This is a genomic window from Micromonospora sp. WMMC264, from assembly GCF_027497275.1.
Classification (GTDB): Bacteria; Actinomycetota; Actinomycetes; order Mycobacteriales; family Micromonosporaceae; genus Micromonospora; species Micromonospora chalcea.
Map to the genome: position 1 here is coordinate 2,840,526 of NZ_CP114907.1, position 19,624 is coordinate 2,860,149.

Sequence of the window (19,624 nt, forward strand, 5' to 3'; positions counted from 1 at the left end):
GTCAGTTCGCTCCTGCGGTGTCGGGGGTGTGCGGCTCGGCCATCGCCACGGCGATCTTGCGGGGGCCGGTGAACGGCTCCCGGCCGTGCGCGGCGGTCATGTTGTCCACCACCAGCACGTCGTCGCGCTGGTAGTCGAAGCGGACCGTGGCCGCCCGGTAGGCGGCGCGCAGGTGGTCCATCACGTCGGCGGGGATCTCGCCGCCGTCGCCGTAGTAGGTGTTCGACGGCAGCCCGTCGGCGCCGAACATGGCCAGCAGCCCTTCCTGGTAGTCCTTGGGCAACGTGCTGAGGTGGAAGAAGGTGGCGTGGTTGAACCAGCGCGGGGTGTCCGAGCCCGGCCGGTGGTGCACCACGTCCCGGACCGCGCGGGTACGCAGGCCGTCCTTGCCGACCCATTCCACGGTGATCCCGTTGTCCGCCGCGTACGCCTCCACCTCGGCGCGGCTCTCGGTGTTGAACACCTCCTGCCAGCGGGTGCCGAAGTCGCCGTGGAAGTTGCGCACCAGCATCCAGCGGCGGCGGACGAACTCCTCACGTACCGCCGGGTCGATCAGCTCGTACACCCGGCGCACGTCGGCCAGCGGCGTGGCGCCCTGGCTGTCCGGCGGCGTGACGCAGTAGAAGAACAGCGTCAGCGGCCAGCGCGCCTGGTACGAGTTCTCGTTGTGCAGGAAGATCTCCTCGTCCGGCGGGTAGTCGGTCGAGGTGTAGACCCGGCCCTTGATGGAGTGCCGGGGCGAGGAGCGCTCGGTGTAGGTCAGCGGCTCACCGGCCAGCGCCCGTACGGCCTGGTCGAAGCCGTCCACGCCACCCACGTCGAAGCCGCGGAACAGCAGCCCTCCGCTGGCGACGAGGGTGTCCCGCAGCTCGGCGCGCCGGGCGGCGATGAGGTCGGTCAGCGGCCGGCCGTCGTTCTCGACGACCACCGGCAGCGTCGCGGTTGTCTCGCTCATGGTGCGGTGTCTCCTTGTTCCGTCGGATGTCAGCCGCGGGGCAGCCGCGGGATGGCCGGGATCGCCGCCGGGGCGGCCGGTTGGTCGGCGGGCGCCTCGGCGCGCAGCTCCTCGATCCGGGCGGCCAGGCCGGCCACCGTGGGGGTCTCGAAGAGGCTGCGCATCGGCAGCCGCACCCCGGTCGCCTTGCGCATGGCGGCGATCAGCTGCACGGCGACCAGCGAGTTGCCGCCGAGGGCGAAGAAGTCGTCGTCCACGCCGATGTCGGTGACGCCGAGACCGTCGCGCCACACCTGGGCGATGGTCTTCTCCAGCTCGGTGCCGGGTGCGGCCGAGCCGCCGCCGGTGGCCGCGGTCGCGCCGGCCGCCGCGTCGGTCTCCTCGGCGATGCTGTCGGTGGTGACCCGGGCGGCCCGGCGACGGATGTCGGCGACGGTGCGGGTGGCGATCACCACCTGGGCGCCGAGCCCGGCGGCGAGGCTGCGCCGGAACGCCTCCGCGCCGTCGACCGGGCGGATGTCCTCGGTCACCGCCGCCGGGGCGTCGGCGTCCGCCGGGGCGTCGGCCAGGTTGCCGGTGACCGCGTCCTGGTCGACCCGGCGCAGCACGAAGTCGCTGATCGCGACCAGTTCCCGCCCGTCCGGGTCGCGCAGCGACAGGTCGGCGGCGACCACCTCGTCGGTGGCGGCGGGCCGGTGCCGCAGGTGACTGTGGAACGTCGCCGGCAGCGCGCCGCGCACCACGATCCGGCCGTACGACAGCGGCAGGTAGGTGCCGGAGCCCTGGCCGCGGCCGAACGCGGTGGCCACGTCCAGCAGCGCCGGGTGCAGCCCCCACGAGGGCAGGTCGCCGAGCGCGGCGGCGGGCGCCTGCACGCGGGCCAGTTCCTCGCCGTCGGCGAGGTGGTGCTCGGCCAGCGCCGCCCAGCGCGGGCCGAACGTCAGCATGCTGGTGCGTCCCCGGCCGAACGAGGCGTCGTCGTCGACCCGCCGTCCGGCCACGGCGGGCACGGCGGCCGGCGGGGCCGCCTCGGTGGTCCACCCGGCGCTGCCGCGTACGTGGGCGCGCGCCTGGCCGGCGGCGAGGCTGGCCACGGTGAAGTCGGTGCCGTCCTCGGTCGGGGTCAGCTCGACCCGGTACTGGGCCACGGTGCCGTCCGGCACCGAGAACGGCTCCAGGAACACCACGTCGCGCAGCTCGACCGCGGCGTCCGGCCCCGGCGCGGGCAGCGCGGCGGCCACCGCCGCGCGTACCGACTCCAGGTGGGCGGTGCCCGGCACCACCGGCACGCCGCCGATGCGGTGCTCGTCGAGCAGCCAGTGGGTGTCGGCCGCGACCAGGCCGTGCAGCACCGTGCCGTCCGGCCCGGCGACCATCGTGGTCAGCACCGGGTGCGTGACCGTGGTGGTCACGGTGTCCCGCCCGGCGGCCCGGAACGCGGCCGGCGCGGCGGTCTCCACCGCCATGCCGACCTCGGCCCAGCCGCCCCAGTTCTGCGACACGACCGGGGCGCGGAACCCGGTGCCGGAGCGCGCGAAGGCGTCCAGGAAGTTGTTCGCGGCGCAGTAGTCGACCTGGCCGAACCCGCCGATCACCGCGGTGATCGAGGAGCACAGCACGACGAAGTCCAGCGGCAGGTCGCCGAAGACCTGGGCCAGCGCGAGCGTGCCGGCCAGCTTCGGGGCCAGCACACGCTGCGCCTCGTCGCGCTCCTTGATCTCGGCCATGCCACCGCCGGGCAGGCCGGCGGCGTGCACGATGCCGTCGAGCCCGCCGAACCGCCGCTCGGCCTCGTCGCGGACCCGGCGCAGGTCGTCCGCGTCGGTGACGTCGGCGGCGAGCACCAGCACCTCGGCGCCCGCGGCCTCCATCCGGCGGATCGCCGCGATGGCGCGTCCGGCCCGGTCGGCGCCGCCGTGCACCGCCAGGTGCCCGTCCCACTCGTCGCGCCCGGGCAGCCCGGAGCGGGCCAGCAGCACCAGCTTGGCGCGGGCCCGGCGGGCGAAGTCCTCGGCCAGGGTGACGCCGATGCCGCCGAGACCGCCGGTGATCAGGTAGCGGCCCTCCTCGCGCAGCACGCCCGGCTCCGCCTCGGCCGCGACGCTCACCTGCTCGTAGCCGCCGAGCCAGCGGCGGTCGCCGCGCAGCGCCACCTCCGGGTGCTCGGCGTCGACCGGGCTGCGCAGCTCGGCCACCAGGGCGGCCACGCCGCGCGCGGCCGGGTCGGTGTCCAGCAGCCGCACGGTCAGGCCGGGCAGCTCGGCCGGGAGCACCCGGGCCAGGCCGGCCAGCGTGGCGTGCTCGGGGCGGACGAGGTCGTCGCCGCGTACGTCGCCGATGCCAGCGGTGACCAGGTCCAGGCGTACGCCCGCCTCGTCGGCGGTCACACCGGCGCCCGCGAGCGCCTGCACCAGGTGCAGCGCGCCGAAGAAGCCGCGCTCCTGCGCCGCCCAGGCGGCCGCCGGGTCGGTGCCGGCCGGCTCGCCGTCGAGCGCGAACGCGTGCACGATCCGCCGGGGCACGTCGGCGCCGAGCGCGGCGAGAAGCTCCTCGGCGTCGGCGCGTACGCCGGGGCGCAGCCGGAAACCGCTCGCGGTGGCGGTGAACGCCTCGCCGGCGCGTACCTCGACCGGGTCGTCGCCGGCGGCGCGCAACGCGGCCACGAGCGCCTCGCCGCGCGGACCGTCGGCCAGCACCAGGCAGCGGCCCAGCGGCTCCACGGCGCGCGCCGAGGCGGCCTGGCGCCACACCGGCACCGCGAACCACTCCGGCAGCGGCCGGGGGCCGGTCTCGACGGGCGCCGCGGCCAGTTCCTGCTCCGGGTCCGGGTCGATCCAGTAGCGGCGCCGCTCGAACGGGTACGTGGGCAGCGGCACCCGCCGCGCCGCCGGGTCGGCCGCAAGGCGCACCGGCACCCCGGCGCACCAGAGCGCGCCGGCCGTGCCGAGCAGCGCGGCCAGGTCACCGGTCGGCTCGCCCGCGCCGGGCAGGCTGCCCAGCGGGGTCAGCGCGCGCTGCGCCTCGCCGGCCTTGGCGACCTGCATCCGGGCCAGGTTGGCCAGTTGCCGGCCGGGGCCGCACTCGACGAGCGCCCAGGTGCCCTCGGCGAGCAGCGTGGCCACGCACGCGCCGAAGCGGACCGGGCGGCGCAGGTGCGCGGCCCAGTACGCCGGGTCGGTGGCCTGCGCCTCGGTGATCCAGGTTCCGGTCACGTTCGACAGGAACGGCACCGCCGGGGCGCGCAGCGGCACGGTGGCCATCAGCGCGGTGAACTCGTCCAGGATCGGGTCCATCATCGGCGAGTGGAACGCGTGCGAGGTGCGCAGCAGCTTCGACTTGTTCTTGCCGCCCAGACTGGCGGCGAACTCTTCCACGAGCGCGGTCTCGCCGGCCACCACGCAGGTGCCGGGGCCGTTGACGGTGGCCACCGACAGGCCCTGAGGCAGCCGGTCGGCCACCGCCGACTCGTCGAGCGTGACCGCCAGCATCGAACCGGCGGGCAGGGAGTGCATGAGCCGGCCCCGGGCGGCCACCACGCGCAGCGCGTCCGCGAGGTCGAGCACGCCGGCAAGCGTGGCGGCCACGTACTCGCCGATGGAGTGGCCGATCATCGCGGCCGGGACGACCCCGGCGGCCCGCCACGCGACGGCGAGGGCGTACTCGACGGTGAACAACGCGGGCTGGGTCCACCGGGTCTCGGTGAGCTTGTCCGCCGCGTCCGGGTCGCGGCCGAGGATCAGGTCCCGGATGTCCAGGCCCAGCTCGGGGCGGAGCAGGTCGGCGCACTCGTCCACGGCGGCGGCGAACGCCCGGTCCTGGGCGTACAGTTCGGCGCCCATCCCGGCGTACTGCGAGCCCTGGCCGCTGAACAGGAACGCCACCCGGGGGGCGGGTCCGTCGGCGACGCCCCGGTGGCCCTTGCGCCGCTCGCGCAGCGCGGCGGCGGCGGACGCCGGGTCCCCGGCCACGACGGCGGCGCGGTGGGCGTACGTCTGGCGGCCGACGCGCAGCGTGTGCGCCACGTCGGCGAGCGCCACGTCGCTGCCGCCCTCCAGGTGCTCGGCGAGCCGGCGCACGGCGACGTCCAGCGCGGTCGGCGTCTTCGCCGACACCTGGAGCAGGTGCGCCGGGCGGGCCGGCGGCTCGTCCCGCTCCGCCGCCGGCGCCTCCTGGAGCACGACGTGCGCGTTGGTGCCGCCGATGCCGAAGGAGCTGACGCCGGCCCGGCGCGGCCCGCCGTCGGTGTCCCACTTGGTCAGCGTGTTCGCCACGTAGAACGGGGTGTCGGCGAAGTCGATGGCCGGGTTCGGCGACTCGTAGTTGATGGTCGGCGGGATCAGCCCGTGCTCCATCGCCAGCACCGTCTTGATCACGCTGACGATGCCGGAGGGCTGGCTCAGGTGGCCGATGTTCGACTTCACCGACCCGATGCCGCACCAGCCGCGCTCGTCGGTGTCCTTGGCGTAGACGGCGGACAGCGCGGCGACCTCGATCGGGTCGCCGAGCGCGGTGCCGGTGCCGTGCGCCTCGACGTAGCTGATGCTGCGCGGGTCGACGCCGGCGAGCGCGACGGCCTGGGCGATGGCCTCGGTCTGCCCGTCGATGCTGGGGGCGGTGAAGCCGACCTTCCCGGCGCCGTCGTTGTTGATGGCATTGCCGAGCACGACCGCGCGGATGTGGTCGCCGTCGGCGATCGCGTCGGAGAGCCGCTTGAGCAGCGTCACGCCGACGCCGCTGCCCCACACCGTGCCGTTCGCTGCGGCGTCGAACGGCCGGCACCGCCCGTCCGGCGAGGTGAAGCCGTCCATGCCGAGGTAGCCGACGTGCGGCAGCTCGATGTTGACGCCGCCGGCCAGGGCCATGTCGCACTCGCCGTTGCGCAGCGCCTCGCAGGCCAGGTGGAACGCGACCAGCGAGGTGGAGCAGGCGGTGTGCACGGTCATGCTGGGTCCGCGCAGGTCCAGCCGGTACGACACGTTAGTGGCCACGTAGTTCGGCGAGTTGCCGGTGGCCAGCGACACCGCGCCGTGCGGGTTCCCGCCGACCCGCTTGTTGCGGTACACGTTGCGGTGCAGGTACGTGTTTCCGCCGGTACCGGCGTACACGCCGACCGCGCCGTCGTAGCGGCCCGGGTCGTAGCCGGCGTCCTGCAGCGCGGTGTAGCAGGTCTCCAGGAACAGCCGGTGCTGCGGGTCGGTGATCTCGGCCTCGCGGGCGGTCATCCCGAACAGGCCGGCGTCGAACTCGTCGTAGCCGTCCACCAGCGGGGCACGGTTGACCCAGCCCGGGTCGTCGACCTCCTGCGGCTGGGCGCCGCGGGCGAGCTGCTCCTCGCGGGTCAGCTCGGTCGTCGACTCCACGCCGTCGACCAGGTTGCGCCAGAACTCGTCGACGTCGGCCGCGCCGGGCAGGCGGGCGGCGAGCCCGACGATGGCGATGGGCTCGACGCCGTCGTCGGCGGGAATGTCGTTCTGCATGGGGGTTCCTTCATTCACAAGGGATCGCGTCACGGGTGAGGTCGGCGTGGCGGCGGGGTTCGGCGGGCGCGGCCCCGCCGGGCGGCGGCGCGCAGCGCGGCGCGGGCCAGTTCCGGCCGGTCGGCGGCCCCGTCCAGGCTGGCGGCGAGCGCCCGCACGGTCGGGTGGCGGAACAGGTCGAGCATGGTGATCGAGCGGCCGGTGGCCTCGGTGAGGCGGGCGTACACGGCGGCCAGGGCCATCGAGTGGCCGCCGATGTCGAAGAAGTTGTCGGTGACGCCGACGGTGTCCCGGCCGAGCACGTCGCGCCAGATGCCGGCGATCAGCTCCTCGGTGCCGGTGAGCGCGTCCGAGCCGGTGGGCAGCGGCGCGCGGGCCGGTTCGGCGGTGGCGACGGTCATCGCGCCGAGCGCGGCCACACGCACCGCCGGGCGGGGCAGCTCGGGCGCCACCTCGGCGGCCGGCGCGTCCGGGTCGGCGGCGAGCGCGCCGACCAGGGCGGCCAGGTCGGCCAGGAGCGCGCTGATCCGCTCGGCGGTGAACAGGTCCGGGTTGTGCACCACCTCGACGCCGGCCCGCCCGTCACGCTCCACCACGTAGACGGTCAGGTCGAACGGTGAGCCGGGCTTGGGCACCGCCACCGGCTCGGCCGCCAGGCCGGTCAGCGCCAGCCGGGGCGGGGCGAAGTTGAGCACGTTGAACAGCACCTGCACCAGCGGGGCACGTGAGGTGTCCCGGCCCACGCCGAGCGCCTCCACGATGCGTTCCAGCGGCGCGCCCGGGTGGGCGGTGACCTCGTGCAGCTCGGCGGCGGCCCGGTCGACCTGCTCGGCGAAGCTCGCGCCACCGGAGCGGACCCGCACCGGCACGGTGTCGATGAAGAAGCCGATCACCTCGTCGAACGCGGCCAGCCGCCGGTCGGCGACGATCGCGCCGAGCACGTGCTCGTCGCCGCCGGTGACCCGGCGCAGCAGCTCGCCGAACGCGGCCAGCAGCACCGCGGCGACTGTGGTGCCGCGCCGCGCGGCCAGGTCGCGCACGTCCCGGTCGGCGGCCTCGTCCAGCCGTACCGCGGCCTCCGCGCCGGCGTACGTCTGCACGGCCGGGCGGGGCCGGTCGCGGGGCAGGTCCAGCACCGTCGGCGCGCCGGCCAGGTGCGCGGTCCACCAGGCCAGGTCGGTCTCGCCGCGGCGCCGGTCCCGGTCGGCGCGCCACACGGCGTAGTCGGCGTACGTGGCGGGCAGCGGCGGGCGGCCCGGCACGGACCGGCCGAGCGCGCGGGCGTACGCGAGCGCCAGCTCGTCGTAGAGCAGCGCCTCGGACCAGCCGTCGAAGACCGCGTGGTGCACGGTGACCGCGAGCACGTGCTCCTGCGCGGCGAGCCGGTACACGGTCACCTGCCAGGGCGGGCCGGTGGCCAGGTCGAACGCGTGCCCGGCGCCGGCCGCGAGCATGCCGGCCAGCTCGGTGTCCGGGTCGGCGGCGGCGGTCAGGTCGACCACCGGCACCGCCACGTCGGTGGGTTCCTCGCGGACCGCGTACGGCACGCCGCCGTTCTGCGGGATCCGCCAGCGCAGCACGTCGTGCCGTTCGGCGACGGCCCGCAGCGCGGCGCCGAGCGCGGCGACGTCCAGCGGCCCGCGCAGCCGGTGCGCGACGGCGATGTTGTACGGCGCGCTGGACGGGGCGAGCTGGTCCATGAACCACAGCCGCCGCTGCGGCGGGGACAGCGTCGGCGGGTTGCCGGTGGTCAGCCCGTCGGCGTCGGCCGGGTCGGCGGCGCGGACCCGGTCCACCAGCGCGGCGAACGTGCGGTCGGCGAACAGCACCCGGGTGTCCACCTGCCGGCCCAGCTCCGCGCGCAGCGCCGCGACCAGCCGCATCGCGGCGATGGAGTTGCCGCCGGCGGCGAGGAAGTCGCTGTCCGGGGCGGGCGCGGCGCCAAGCAGCCGGGTCCAGACGCGCCGGACCGCCGCCGTCACCGGGTCGTCGTCGGCGGACGCGTCGGCGACTGCGGCCGGGGTCGCCGCGGCCAGTTCGCGCAGCGCCGGCCGGTCCAGCTTGCCGGTGACCGGGCTGACCGGCAGCGCGTCCAGCCGCACCGTCCGGGCCGGCAGCATCGCGGTGGTCAGCCGCGTCTGCGCGTACGCCCGCAGCTCGTCGTCGCCGGGCGCGCCGGCCGGGGTGAGGAACGCGACCAGCTCGGCGCCGGCCGGGCCGGGCACCGCCTCCACCGCGACGCGCTCGACGCCGGGGCATGCGGCCAGCACCGCCTCGATCTCGCCCAGCTCGATGCGCTGGCCGCGCACCTTGACCTGCCGGTCGGCGCGGCCCAGGTAGACGATCCGGCCGTCCGGGCCCTGCCGGACCAGGTCGCCGGTGCGGTAGAGCCGCTCGCCCGGTGCCTCCCCGAACGGGTCGGGCACGAACCGCTCGGCGGTCAGGCCGGGCCGGTTCAGGTAGCCGTGGGCCAGGCCGGGCCCGCCGATCAGCAGCTCGCCGGTCTCGCCCGCCGGCACCGGACGCAGGTCGGCGTCGACCACGTACGCCCGGTGGTTGGGCAACGGCCGGCCGATCGGCATCGGGTCGGTGTCGGCCGGGGTGAGGTCGCAGGTGACCGCCAGCACCGTGGTCTCGGTGGGGCCGTAGCCGTTGAGGAACCGCCGGCCCGGCGCCCAGCGGGCGACCAGCTCGGCCGGGACCGCCTCGCCGCCGCAGAGCAGCACCCGCCATGACGGGAACCCGGCCGGGTCCAGCAGCGACAGCACGGTCGGGGTGATGAAGCCCCAGGTGACCTCGTGCTCGGCGACGAACCGGGCCAGCCGGACCGGGTCGGCCCGGTCGTCGGCGCCGAGCAGCTGCACCGCGCCGCCGAGCGTCAGCGGCACGAACAGGTCCATGGTGGCCGCGTCGAAGCCGAGCGAGGCGATGCCGAGGCTGCGGATCGAGGCGTCGGCGCCGGTCAGCGCGCTCACGCCGGTGACGAACTCGACGGCGTTGCGGTGGGTGGTCAGCACGCCCTTCGGGCGGCCGGTGGAGCCGGAGGTGAACAGCACGTACGCCGGGTCGCCGGGGCGGGCCGGGCAGGGCGCGAGCGGGGCCGGGCCGGGCAGGCCGAGCGCCGTCACGCCGGGCTCGTCGCCGAACTCGGCCGCCGCCGCGTCGCCGACGACGACCCGGACGCCCGCGTCGCGGACGATGCCGCGCAGCCGGGCCCGAGGGCCGCCCGGCTCCAGCGGCACGTACGCGGCGCCGGCGAGCAGCACGCCGACCACAGTCGTCACCAGGTCGGGGGTACGCGCGCCGCACACGCCGACCCGGTCGCCCCGGCCGACGCCGTGCTCACGCAGCGCGGCGGCCACCCCGGCGGCCCGGTCGACGAGCTGCCGGTAGGTGAGCCGGGTGTCCCACTGGCGCACCGCCACCGCGTCCGGGGTGCGGGCCGCCTGCGCGGTGATCAGGTCGGCGAGGGTGGCGTCCGGCCAGGGCAGGTCGGTGCCGTGGACGGCGCTGACGGTCAGGGTGTCGGTCACCGGAGTGCTCCAAGGTGCTCGGCCGGGTCGGTGATCTGGAGGCGCAGTTCGCTGACGTAGCCGCGGCCCTGGGCGTCGGGCACCCAGGCCTCGGCGGGGGCGGGCAGCAGTTCGGAGACCACCACCGGCACGTCCGGGCCGGTCCGCAGCGCGGCGTCGACCATGGCGCACAGCGACTGCGCGTACAGCGGCCCGGTCAGGTCCACGTAGCAGGGTTTGATCTCGGTGCCGACCTTGACGAAGACCCGCTCGGGCAGGCCGGTCTCGGCGCGCCAGCGGCGTACCGCCAGGTAGCGGGAGGTCTCGTCGGGGTGGCCGCCCAGCCCGCACGCCCCGGCCGTGGTGCGCCAGGTGCGCCGTGCCACCACCAGCCGGTCGATGGTGATCCGGGGCATGTACGCCGCGGCGCCGAGCAGCTTGAACGCGTCGAGCAGCAGCGAGCCGAGCAGCGTGGCGAAGACCTCCATCAGCGGCCAGCGGGCGCCGTCGGGAAAGACCGCGGTGAGCGTGTCGCCGGTGCGTTCGACCAGCACGGCGGTGGCCGGGACCAGGCGGTCCACGTCGGCGCCGTGCGCCGTGTCGATGCCGAGCTGGCGGTCCGCCGGGCCGGTCAGCGCGTACGTGGTGCGGGTGGTGCGGCGGGGGAAGCTGTCCGGCCACAGCACCCGCAGCCGGACCGGGCCCAGGTCGGCGTCGAGGTCGGCGCGCAGCGCCGCCGGGTCGGGGTGGAACGGGCTGAGCACCGCGCTGTCGAACGCGACCGACGCCGGGTGCAGCTCGCCGAGCACGAGCAGGAAGTCGCCCCGCTCGACGGCCTCCGGCGAGGCGGCGCACAGCTGCACGTCCGGGTTGTGCAGCCGGGCCGACGGCCAGCCGGGTCGGGTCGCCGGGAACAGTTCCCGGACCCGGTCGGTCAGGTCCGCGGCGCGCAGCCGCAGCTCCGGCTGCCCCTCGGGCAGGTCGGCCAGGCCGAACAGCTCGGCCCAGCGTGCGGTGAGCGTGGCGCCGGCCCGGCCGATCGGGCCGTCCGGGGAGACGAGCGTGCCCTGGGCCAGCAGCCACAGGTCGGCCAGCCGCACCGGGCCGTCGGCGGCCAGTTCCTCGTGCAGTTCGGTGAAGACCTCACCGCAGCGGGCGGCCACCTCGCCGGTGAACCAGCGGGCGGTACGCAGCACCACGGCGAGGGGCTCGGCGAGCGCGTCGATGACCGCCGACCCGATGCGGAACTCCAGGTCGCGGGCGGTCTCCTCGTAGCAGACGGTGCGGGCGGCGTACATCTGCCCGCTGTGCCGGGTGGCCGGGCGGCCGGTGACGGCGGTGAACTCGGCGTTGAGCGCGGCGAGCGCGGCGCCGAGCCGGTCCGGGTCGCCGGCCGACGCGGCCACCTCGTCGCGGGCGGCGCGCAGCCGGCCGAACTCGGCCGCCGTGGCGGCGCGGACCGGCTCGTCGCCGATCGCGGCGATCCGCGCTTCGAGCACCAGCTCGGCGTCGGGCGCGATCGGCAGGTTCGCGCCCCAGCTGAGCTGGCCGCGCTCGACCCACCGGTCCAGCAGCAGGTAGACGTCGTCGGCGCTGTGCACGTCGCCGGCGTCGCACAGCCGCTGCGCCAGCTCCACCGCGGGGGTACGCCCGTCGCAGGCGCCGAGCACCAGCGCCTCGACCGGGGTCAGCGCGATCGGCGGGTGCAGCGGCCAGCGCAGCTCCCGGCCGGCGACGGTCAGGTGCGGTTGCAGGGCCGGCGCCCACCAACGGCGCACCGCCAGGTCGTCGGCAAGCCGGTCGGCGTACGCGATGAGCGCCCACGCCTCGAAGTACACCCGCCGCCGGTGCACCAGCGCGGCACCGGGCACGGTGTGCACGCCGGGCCGGGTGGTGTCGAACGTGCCCCAGCAGACCGGGCCGAAGAAGCCGATGGTCTCGGCCTTGCCGCAGTAGCGCTGCCAGTAGCGCAGCAGGCTCAGCTCGCGCTTGCGGCGGCGCACGTTGCGGACCTGCGGGTCGGTGCGCAGCAGCCCGTCCAGCGCGATCAGCATGTCCGGGTTCTGCCAGGTCACCGCCTCGCGCAGCAGCGGGTCGGCGGCCAGCTCGCCGGCCACCGCGGAGGACTCGGCGAACGCCTCGCGCAGCGTCTTGTCGAACACCTCGGCGCCGGTGTCGCCGGCGAGCAGCGCGTCCGCGACGGCGGCGCAGTCCGGCGCGGCGAACCGGTCCAGCCCGGCGGCCGGGAAACCGGCGGTCCGCAGGACCACGTCACGCCACACCGACCAGCCGGTGTCGCCCAGGGGCACCAGATGGCTCACCGGTGGTCCTCCCGCCGGGCGTCGGTGATGTGCAGGCGCAGCTCGCTGAAGTAGCGGCGGCCCTGCCCGTCGGGCACCCACGCCTGCTCCGGGGCGGGCAGCATCTCGCTGACGGTGAACGAGACGTCGTCGCCGCCGTCGACCCGGGCGGCGCGCGCCATCGCGCAGAGCGTGGTGGCGAACGCCGGCGCGGACAGATCGACGAAGCAGGGCTTGGTCTCGGTGCCGAACTTGACGTACACCTGTTCGGGCAGGCCGAGGCGGCGGCGCCAGTCCCGGACGGCGAGGAAGCGCTCGCGCTCCCCGTTCGGGACGGCCAGGCCGCTGTCGCCCACTGTGGTCCGCCACGTCTGCCGGGCCAGCACCAGCCGGTCCACGGTGATCCGGGGCGTGTACGGCGCGGCGGCGACCAGCTTGAAGCCGTCCACGGCGTGCGCGCTGAACGGCTCGGCGAAGATCTCGGTGAGCGGCCAGCGCTGCCCGTCCGAGGCGGTCGCCACCAGCTCGCCGTCGACGTCGTCGACGACCAGGTCCACGGTGGGCAGCACGCGGGCCGGGTCGGCGCCGGGCGCGTCGAGGAACGCCAGGTGCCGGTCGGTCGGGCCGGTCAGCGACTCGGCGGTACGGCTGGTCCGGCGCGGCCAGTCGGCCGGGAACAGCAACCGGACGCGCCGCTGCCCGAGGTCCGCCGCCAGCGCGTCGCGCAGCCGCTCCACGTCCGGGTGCGACGGGGTGAACACGGCGCAGTCGAACGACGACCAGGCGGCGTGCAGCTCACCGAGCACCACGGTGTAGTCGCCGCGCCGCAGCGCGTCCGCGTCGGTGGCGCAGATCTGCAGGTCGGGGCTGTGGATGGCGGCGTTGGACCACTCCGGGCCGGCGCCGGGGAACACCGCGTCGATCCGGTCGGCGAGGTCGGCCGCGCGCAGCCGTACGTCGGTGCTGCCGGCGGGCAGCGTGTCCAGGCCGAACAGCCCGGACCAGCGGGCGGCGAACTCCGCCGCCACCGCGTCGACGGGCCGCTCGCCGTCGCCCCAGAACATGCCCTGGGCCAGGAACCACAGGTCGGCCAGCGGCACCGGGCCACCGGACTCGGCGCGCAGTTCCTCGTACAGGCCGCGCAGCACGTCGAGGTAGGCGCGGGCGAGCGCGTTGGCCAGCCAGCGGGCGGCGCGCAGCAGCACGTCCAGCGGGGCGGCCAGCTCGGCCAGCAGCGGCGCGCCGAAGACCACGTCCAGGTCCCGGGCGCTGTCCTCGTAGCAGACCGTGCGCCCGGCGTACATCTGTCCGGCCCGGCGTACCGCGGGCACGCCGGTCAGCTCGGTGAACGTGGCGTCGAGCGCGTCCAGCGCGGCGCGCAGCCGCTCCGCGTCCCCGGCCGCCGCGGCCACCTCGTCGCGCGCGGCGCGCAGCCGGTCGAACCCGGCGCGGGCGGCGGCGCGGGCCGGCTCGTCACCGATCGCCTCGATCCGGTCGGCCAGCACCCGTTCGGCGTCCGGGCTCACCGGCAGGGCCGCGTCCCAGGTGATCAGTTCGCGCTCCACCAGGCGGTCGAGCAGCGCGTAGCCGTCCTCGGGGCGGCGCAGCCCGATCGCCGGGTCGGCGACCAGGTCGGCGGCGGGGCGCCGCCCGTCGGCCGCGCGCAGCAGCCCGGCCTCGACCGGGGTCAGCGTCAGCGGCGGACGTCCGGGGCGCAGCACGGCCCGGTCCCGGACCGCCAGGTGTGGCCGGAGCATCGGTGGCCACCAGCGGCGGACCGCCAGGTCCGCGCCGATCCGGTCGGCGTACGCGGTCAGCGCCCACGACTCGAACCACACCCAGCGTCGGCGGGTCAACCGGTCGCCGGGGTTGACCCGGGCAACTTCCGGCTGTGCCGGATCGACTGTGACCCAGCAGCTGGGCCCGAAGAAGCCGACCGTCTCGTTCTTGCCGCAGTAGCGCTGCCAGTACTTCAGCAGCGCCCGTTCCCGGTCGCGGCGGCGTACGTTGCGGGCCGCGTCGGCGCCGCCGCGCACCAGCCCGTCGAACGCGACGAGCGCGCCCCGGTTCTGCCAGGTGACCGCCTCGCGAAGCAGCGGATCGGCGGCCAGCGCGGTGAACCGCTGCGCGCCGGAGCGCAGCGCCTCCTCGAACTCCTTGTCGAACCGGTCCGCGCCCGCGCCGGTGGCGAGCAGCTCGTCGGCGGCGGTGGCAGCCCGGGGCGCGCTGAACAGCTCCAGCCCGTCGGCCGGGAACCCGGTGGTACGCAGCACCGCGTCGCGCCACACCGACCAGCCGGTGTCGCCGAGGGGGACCCGGTGCGCGGCGCCGGCGGTCCCGCGGCCGGCGGCGCGCACCGGGTCCGGACCCGCGTCCGGCGTGCCGGCGCGGGGGTCCGAAAGCGCGGCGGTCAGGTCGGCGCGGATCAGCGCGGCCAGCTCGGGCAGCCGGTCGTGCAGGAAGAAGTGCCCGCCGTCCAGCTCGTGCAGGGTGAACCCGGCCGCGGTGTGCTCGGCCCAGGCCGCGTTCTGGTCCCGGGTGACCGCCCGGTCGGTGCGGCCGGCGAACGCGACGATCGGCACCGGCAGCGGCTCGCCGGGCACGTGGCGGTAGTCGTCGACCCGGCCGAAGTCGGCGCGCAGCAGCGGCAGCAGCAGTTCCACCAGCTCCGGGTGGTCGAGCAGTTCGGCGGGGAGGCCGCCGCCCTCGCCGAGGCGGCGCAGCAGCTCGTCGTCGCTCGCCCGGGACAGCCCGTCGAACGGGCCGGGGGTGCGTACGTGCGGGGCGCGGGCACCGCCGACGTAGAGCCGCAGCGGCAGCGGGCGGCCGGTGCGGCGCAGCTCGCGGACCACGTCGAAGCCGAGCCGTCCGCCCATCGAGTGGCCGTAGATCGCGTACGGGCGGTCGGCCCGGGAGGCGATGGCGTCGGCCACCTCGGCGACGCTGAAGCGCGGGTCCTCGGTGATCCGGTTCTCCCGGCCGGGCAGTTGCACCGGCGTCACGTCGACGCTCTCGCCGAACTCGGACGCCCAGCGCCGGAACGCGCTGGCGCCCGCACCGGCGTAGGGCAGGCAGAACAATCGCACCGGGGCCTCGGGTCGGCTTCCGGCGGAGACGAACCAGTTCACCGCGGACCTTTCTGCACGGGGTCGATCCAGTGCCGGCGGCGCTGGAACGGGTAGGTGGGCAGTCCGGTGCGACGCACCGTGCCGTCGGGGTGCAGCTCGTGCCAGTCGACGTCACGCCCGGCGACCCAGTCGGCGGCCGTCTCGCGCAGCGGACCGCCGTCGCCGGCGATCCGGGCGTCGGTGTCCAGCAACACGTCCAGGGCGGACAGCGCGGCCGGCAGGTCGGCGGCGACCACCGCCGCCCGGTGCGCGAACGCCCGCCGGCCCAGCGCCAGCGTGGCGGCCACGTCGGACAGTGCCGGGGCGGCGCCGGCCAGGTGGGTCCGCAGGCGGGTCAACGCGGCCCGCAGCGCCGCCGGGGTACGCGCGGAGACCGGCAGCAGCCACGGCCCCTCGCCGGGCGGGTCGGCCGGCTCGGCCGGTGGCGGCTGTTCCACCACCACGTGCGCGTTGGTGCCGCCGAGGCCGAACGCGCTGACCCCCGCGACCCGGCGCGCGCCGTCCGGCCAGTCCCGCGCCTTGGTGGGCACGTAGAACGGTCCGGCCGTCAGGTCGATCTCCGGGTGCGGGCGGCTGAAGTGCAGGTTCGGCGGGATCACCCCGTGCCGGACGGCGAGCACCGTCTTGATCAGCCCGGCGATGCCGGCGGCGGCGTCGAGGTGACCGATGTTCGTCTTGACCGAGCCGAGCGCTGTGGACTCGGCGGGCGCGGCGCCCGCGTACACCTCGTGCAGCGCCGCGACCTCGATGGCGTCACCGAGCGGCGTGCCGCTGCCGTGGCCCTCGACGAAGCGGACCTCGCCCGGCGCGACCTCGGCAGTGGCGAGCGCGCCGGCGACGGCGGCGGCCTGCCCGGCCGGGCCGGGCACCGCGAAGCCGGCCCGGTCCGGGCCGTCGTTGGTGACCGCCCAGCCGGGCAGGATCGCGTAGATGCGGTCGCCGTCGGCCTGCGCGTCGGCGAGCCGGCGCAGGGCGACCACGCCGGCGCCGGAGCCGAAGCCGGAGCCGGCGGCGGCCTCGTCGAAGGCGCGGCACCGGCCGTCGGGCGAGACGAGCCCGCCCGCCCGGTGCCGGGGCCACATCACGGTGGAGCCGCCGGCCAGGGCCAGGTCGCACTGGTAGTCGGCGAGGCTCTGCGCGGCCACGCACACCGCGACGAGCGAGCTGGAGCAGGCGGACTGCACGGCCATCGCCGGGCCGGTCAGGCCGAGCCGGTAGGCCACCTGCCCGGGCAGGTGGTCGGTGAGCTGGCGGCCGACGAGCCGGGCCTCCCAGTCGTCCGGGTCGACGTCGCCGACCACCGCCGGGTTGTCCATCAGGTGGAACAGGAAGTAGCGGTTGACGGAGGTGGCGGCGTAGACGCCGACCAGCCCGGGGAAGCGGGCCGGGTCGTGCCCGGCGTCCTCCAGCGCCTCCCAGGCGGTCTCCAGGAACAGCCGGTGCTGCGGGTCGGTACGGGCGGCCTCGTCGGCGCCGAAGCCGAAGAACTCGGCGTCGAAGTCGGCCACCCCGTCGAGCCGGCCGGTGGCGCGCACGTGCCGGGGGTCGGCGAGCAGGCCGGGCCCGACGCCGAGCGCGGCCAGTTCCTCGTCGGTGTGGTCGTGCACCGAGTCGACCCCGGTGCACAGGTTCCACCAGTACGTGGCCACGTCGGGCGCGCCCGGGAACCGGCCGGCGAGGCCGACCACGGCGATCTCGTCGCCGGTGTACTCGCGGGCGGCGCGTACCGGCGCGGCGGGCGCGGGCAGCACCGGGGCGCGGACCGCCTCGGGCGGGGCGTCGAGCAGCGCCGCCTGGGTGGCGACGGTCGGGTGGTCGAACAGGCGCAGCATCGGCAGGCGGACGCCGAACCGCTCGGCGAGGCGCTGCTGAACCTGGCCCAGCAGCAGCGACTGCCCGCCCACGTCGAAGAAGCTGTCGGTGCGGCCGACCGCGTCGCGGCCGAGCACCGCGCACCAGATGTCGTGCACGGCGCGCTCGGTCTCGGTGGCCGGCGCCGCGTCGGCGGGCACCTCGGTCACCGGGTCGGGCAGCGCCCGCTCGTCGACCTTGCCGGTGACGGTGAGCGGGAACTCGTCGACCACCACCACCGCGCGGGGCACCGCGTAGTCGGGCAGCTCCGCGGTCAGGGCGGCGCGCAGCGCCGCCGGGTCGGGGCGGGCGCCGGCCGGGCGGGCGTACGCGAGCAGTTCGCCGTCGCGCACGATCGCGCGGACGCCGGCGACGCCGGGCTGGGCGGACAGCACCGCTTCGATCTCGGTCAGCTCGACGCGGTGTCCGCGTACCTTGACCTGGCGGTCGAGCCGGCCGAGGCAGACCAGTTCCCCGCCGGGCAGCAGCCGGCCCAGGTCACCGGTGCGGTACGACCGCAGTCCGTCGGCGTCGACGCCGAAGCGGTCGCTGTCCTGGTTGAGGTAGCCGGGGGCGAGGTGCCGGCTGTGGACGACGATCTCGCCGGTGTCCGGGGCGAGGTCGAGCCGGTAGCCGGGGAACGCGGTGCCGACCGGCAGCGGCCCGTGGGCGCCCGGGTTCACCTCGGACAGCGGCAGCAGATGCCGGGCGGCGAACGTCATCTCGGTGGCGCCGTAGCCGTTGACCAGCACGCACTCGGGGGCGAACCGGTCCCGGCCGCGGGCCGCGTCGGTCCAGGTGGCCTGTTCGCCGCCGAGCAGCACCGCCCGCACCGTGGCCAGCCGGCGCGCGCCGAGCGTGTCGAGCAGGAAGCGGTAGACGGTGGGCGTGCAGTGCAGCACCGTGGCGCGGTGCCGGTCGAGCTGCTCGACGGCGTACGCGAGTCCCTGGCGGCGCAGGTCGACCGGGACGACGGCGGCGCCGGTGAGCAGCGCCGGGTAGAGGTCGGGGATGGCGGCGTCGAAGCTGAACGACGCGAGCAGGCTGAGCCGGTCGTCCGGTCCGACGCCGAGTGCGGCGATCTGGTTGTCGACGACGTGGGCCAGGTTGCGGTGGGTCTGCCCGACCGCCTTGGGCACGCCGGTGGAGCCGGAGGTGAACAGCACGTACGCCAGCGCGTCCGGCTCGGCCGGAACCGGGCGCAGCGGGGCCGGCGGCACCTCGTCCAGCGGCACGACCGGACGCTCGCCGGCCAGCGCCGAGGCCAGGTCGCGGTGCTCGGCGGCGCACGCGACGGCGGTGACGCCGGCGGCGTCGACCATGTGGCGCAGCCGGGCGACGGGGAAGCCCGGGTCCAGTGGCACGTACGCGCACCCGGCGGCCAGGGCGCCGAGCAGCGCCGCGACGGTCGGTGCGCCGTGCGCGGTCAGCAGCGCGATCCGGTCTCCGGGACGCAGGCCCGCGGCGGCGAACACGGCCATGTGCCCGCCGGCCGCCCCGGCCAGCTCGGTGTAGGTGACCTCGTGGGTCTCACCGAGAAGTGCCGGACGTCCGCCGTGTACTGCCGTGATCGCGCCGAAACGATTGATAATCATCGGCTCCGCCATGTCAGGAAGCGGGATACGCTCCACAGAGGACAGGCACGCAGCAATCGACGAATGTGATCATTGATCCCCCCCAGGACTTCACATTGGAAGCAGAATATTGCTCAATCACCGCGCCGGAAGAGCATCGATGCGGCTTGAGCCGAAGGGAGGAAGACGTCCTGGAACCTCGGACGGAGGAATCCGTCCGATCATCCCTCTAGCGCGTAGACGTTTTACAGCGTACGCGAACGCCGACGAGTTATTTTACGGTGAAAATACTTTCTGGCAGTCGAATCTTCGTCGGAGCGGCCCCGGTGCCGCAGCTCAACCCGGATCGCGGGGAGCCTGCTCAGACATCGTAGGGTGGCCGCGGGATCGGGTCCACCATCGCGTCGAAGCCCTTCGGAAGCTGCGCGACGAGGTCCTGGAACTCCCCCACCGTCACCGTGTCGCGCAGCGTGGCGAGCACCGCCACCGCGCCCACCTCGGCGACCGCCGGATCCACCGCCGCACGCTCGGCCACCCGGTACAGGAAGTCCACCGCGCCGCCGGTCACAGCGATCCCACCCGGCTCCAGATAGCCGCCGACGTCGTCCGGCAACTGCGCCGCCAGGTCGGCCGCCTCGTCCGCGGTGACCCGCTCGGCGAGGGTCTGCAACACCGCCCGGGAGATGGTCGCGGCCTCGTCGGACGGCAACTCGGACCGCCGCGCCACCGCCTCGACGAACAGGGGGAACCGCATCCCACCCCTCCCCTCGCCGCCGGCGGGCACCACGCCCGCACCGGTCGGCCCCGGCGGGTACCCGCCCCCACCC

At 76.0% G+C, this 19,624-nt stretch carries 7 protein-coding genes; all 7 read right to left on the reverse strand.

What is annotated here, in order from left to right; translation table 11 throughout:
* Window position 1: 1 nt before the first annotated feature.
* The 7 genes from O7542_RS12195 to O7542_RS12225 all read right to left on the reverse strand — a co-directional run bounded on the left by O7542_RS12195 (window position 2) and on the right by O7542_RS12225 (window position 19,551).
* Window positions 2-955: a TauD/TfdA family dioxygenase gene (locus O7542_RS12195; protein ID WP_043324628.1), complete on the reverse strand. Its 954-nt coding sequence runs from the start codon at window positions 953-955 to the stop codon at window positions 2-4.
* A gap of 29 nt (window positions 956-984) precedes the next feature.
* Window positions 985-6,432 (reverse strand): type I polyketide synthase, encoded by a 5,448-nt coding sequence (locus O7542_RS12200; RefSeq protein WP_281606235.1) that lies wholly within the window; start codon window positions 6,430-6,432, stop codon window positions 985-987.
* Window positions 6,433-6,461: 29 nt separating this feature from the next.
* A complete protein-coding gene (locus tag O7542_RS12205; protein ID WP_281606236.1) occupies window positions 6,462-9,965 on the reverse strand; it encodes an amino acid adenylation domain-containing protein in 3,504 nt (1,167 codons plus the stop codon).
* Complete coding sequence (locus O7542_RS12210; protein ID WP_113973834.1) at window positions 9,962-12,265, reverse strand: lantibiotic dehydratase; 2,304 nt, start codon at window positions 12,263-12,265, stop codon at window positions 9,962-9,964. The genes O7542_RS12205 and O7542_RS12210 overlap by 4 nt, the downstream gene beginning before the upstream one ends.
* On the reverse strand, window positions 12,262-15,372 hold the full coding sequence (locus O7542_RS12215; RefSeq protein WP_281606237.1) for a thioesterase domain-containing protein: 3,111 nt from the start codon (window positions 15,370-15,372) through the stop codon (window positions 12,262-12,264). The genes O7542_RS12210 and O7542_RS12215 overlap by 4 nt, the downstream gene beginning before the upstream one ends.
* Window positions 15,369-18,818, reverse strand: coding sequence for an AMP-binding protein (locus tag O7542_RS12220; protein ID WP_281606238.1), 3,450 nt, complete (start codon window positions 18,816-18,818; stop codon window positions 15,369-15,371). Before O7542_RS12220 ends, O7542_RS12215 begins: the two co-directional genes overlap by 4 nt.
* A 340-nt stretch (window positions 18,819-19,158) precedes the next feature.
* The gene (locus tag O7542_RS12225; protein ID WP_210886692.1) at window positions 19,159-19,551 is read right to left on the reverse strand and encodes a DUF2267 domain-containing protein; all 393 of its coding nucleotides are present in this window, start codon (window positions 19,549-19,551) and stop codon (window positions 19,159-19,161) included.
* Window positions 19,552-19,624 lie beyond the last annotated feature (73 nt).

Excerpts from the sequence above, each read along its gene's own strand:
- O7542_RS12195 (WP_043324628.1), bottom strand. The coding sequence starts at position 955 with ATGAGCGAGACAACCGCGACGCTGCCGGTGGTCGTCGAGAACGACGGC.
- O7542_RS12200 (WP_281606235.1), bottom strand. The coding sequence starts at position 6,432 with ATGCAGAACGACATTCCCGCCGACGACGGCGTCGAGCCCATCGCCATC.
- O7542_RS12220 (WP_281606238.1), bottom strand. The coding sequence starts at position 18,818 with ATGATTATCAATCGTTTCGGCGCGATCACGGCAGTACACGGCGGACGT.
- O7542_RS12225 (WP_210886692.1), bottom strand. The coding sequence starts at position 19,551 with ATGCGGTTCCCCCTGTTCGTCGAGGCGGTGGCGCGGCGGTCCGAGTTG.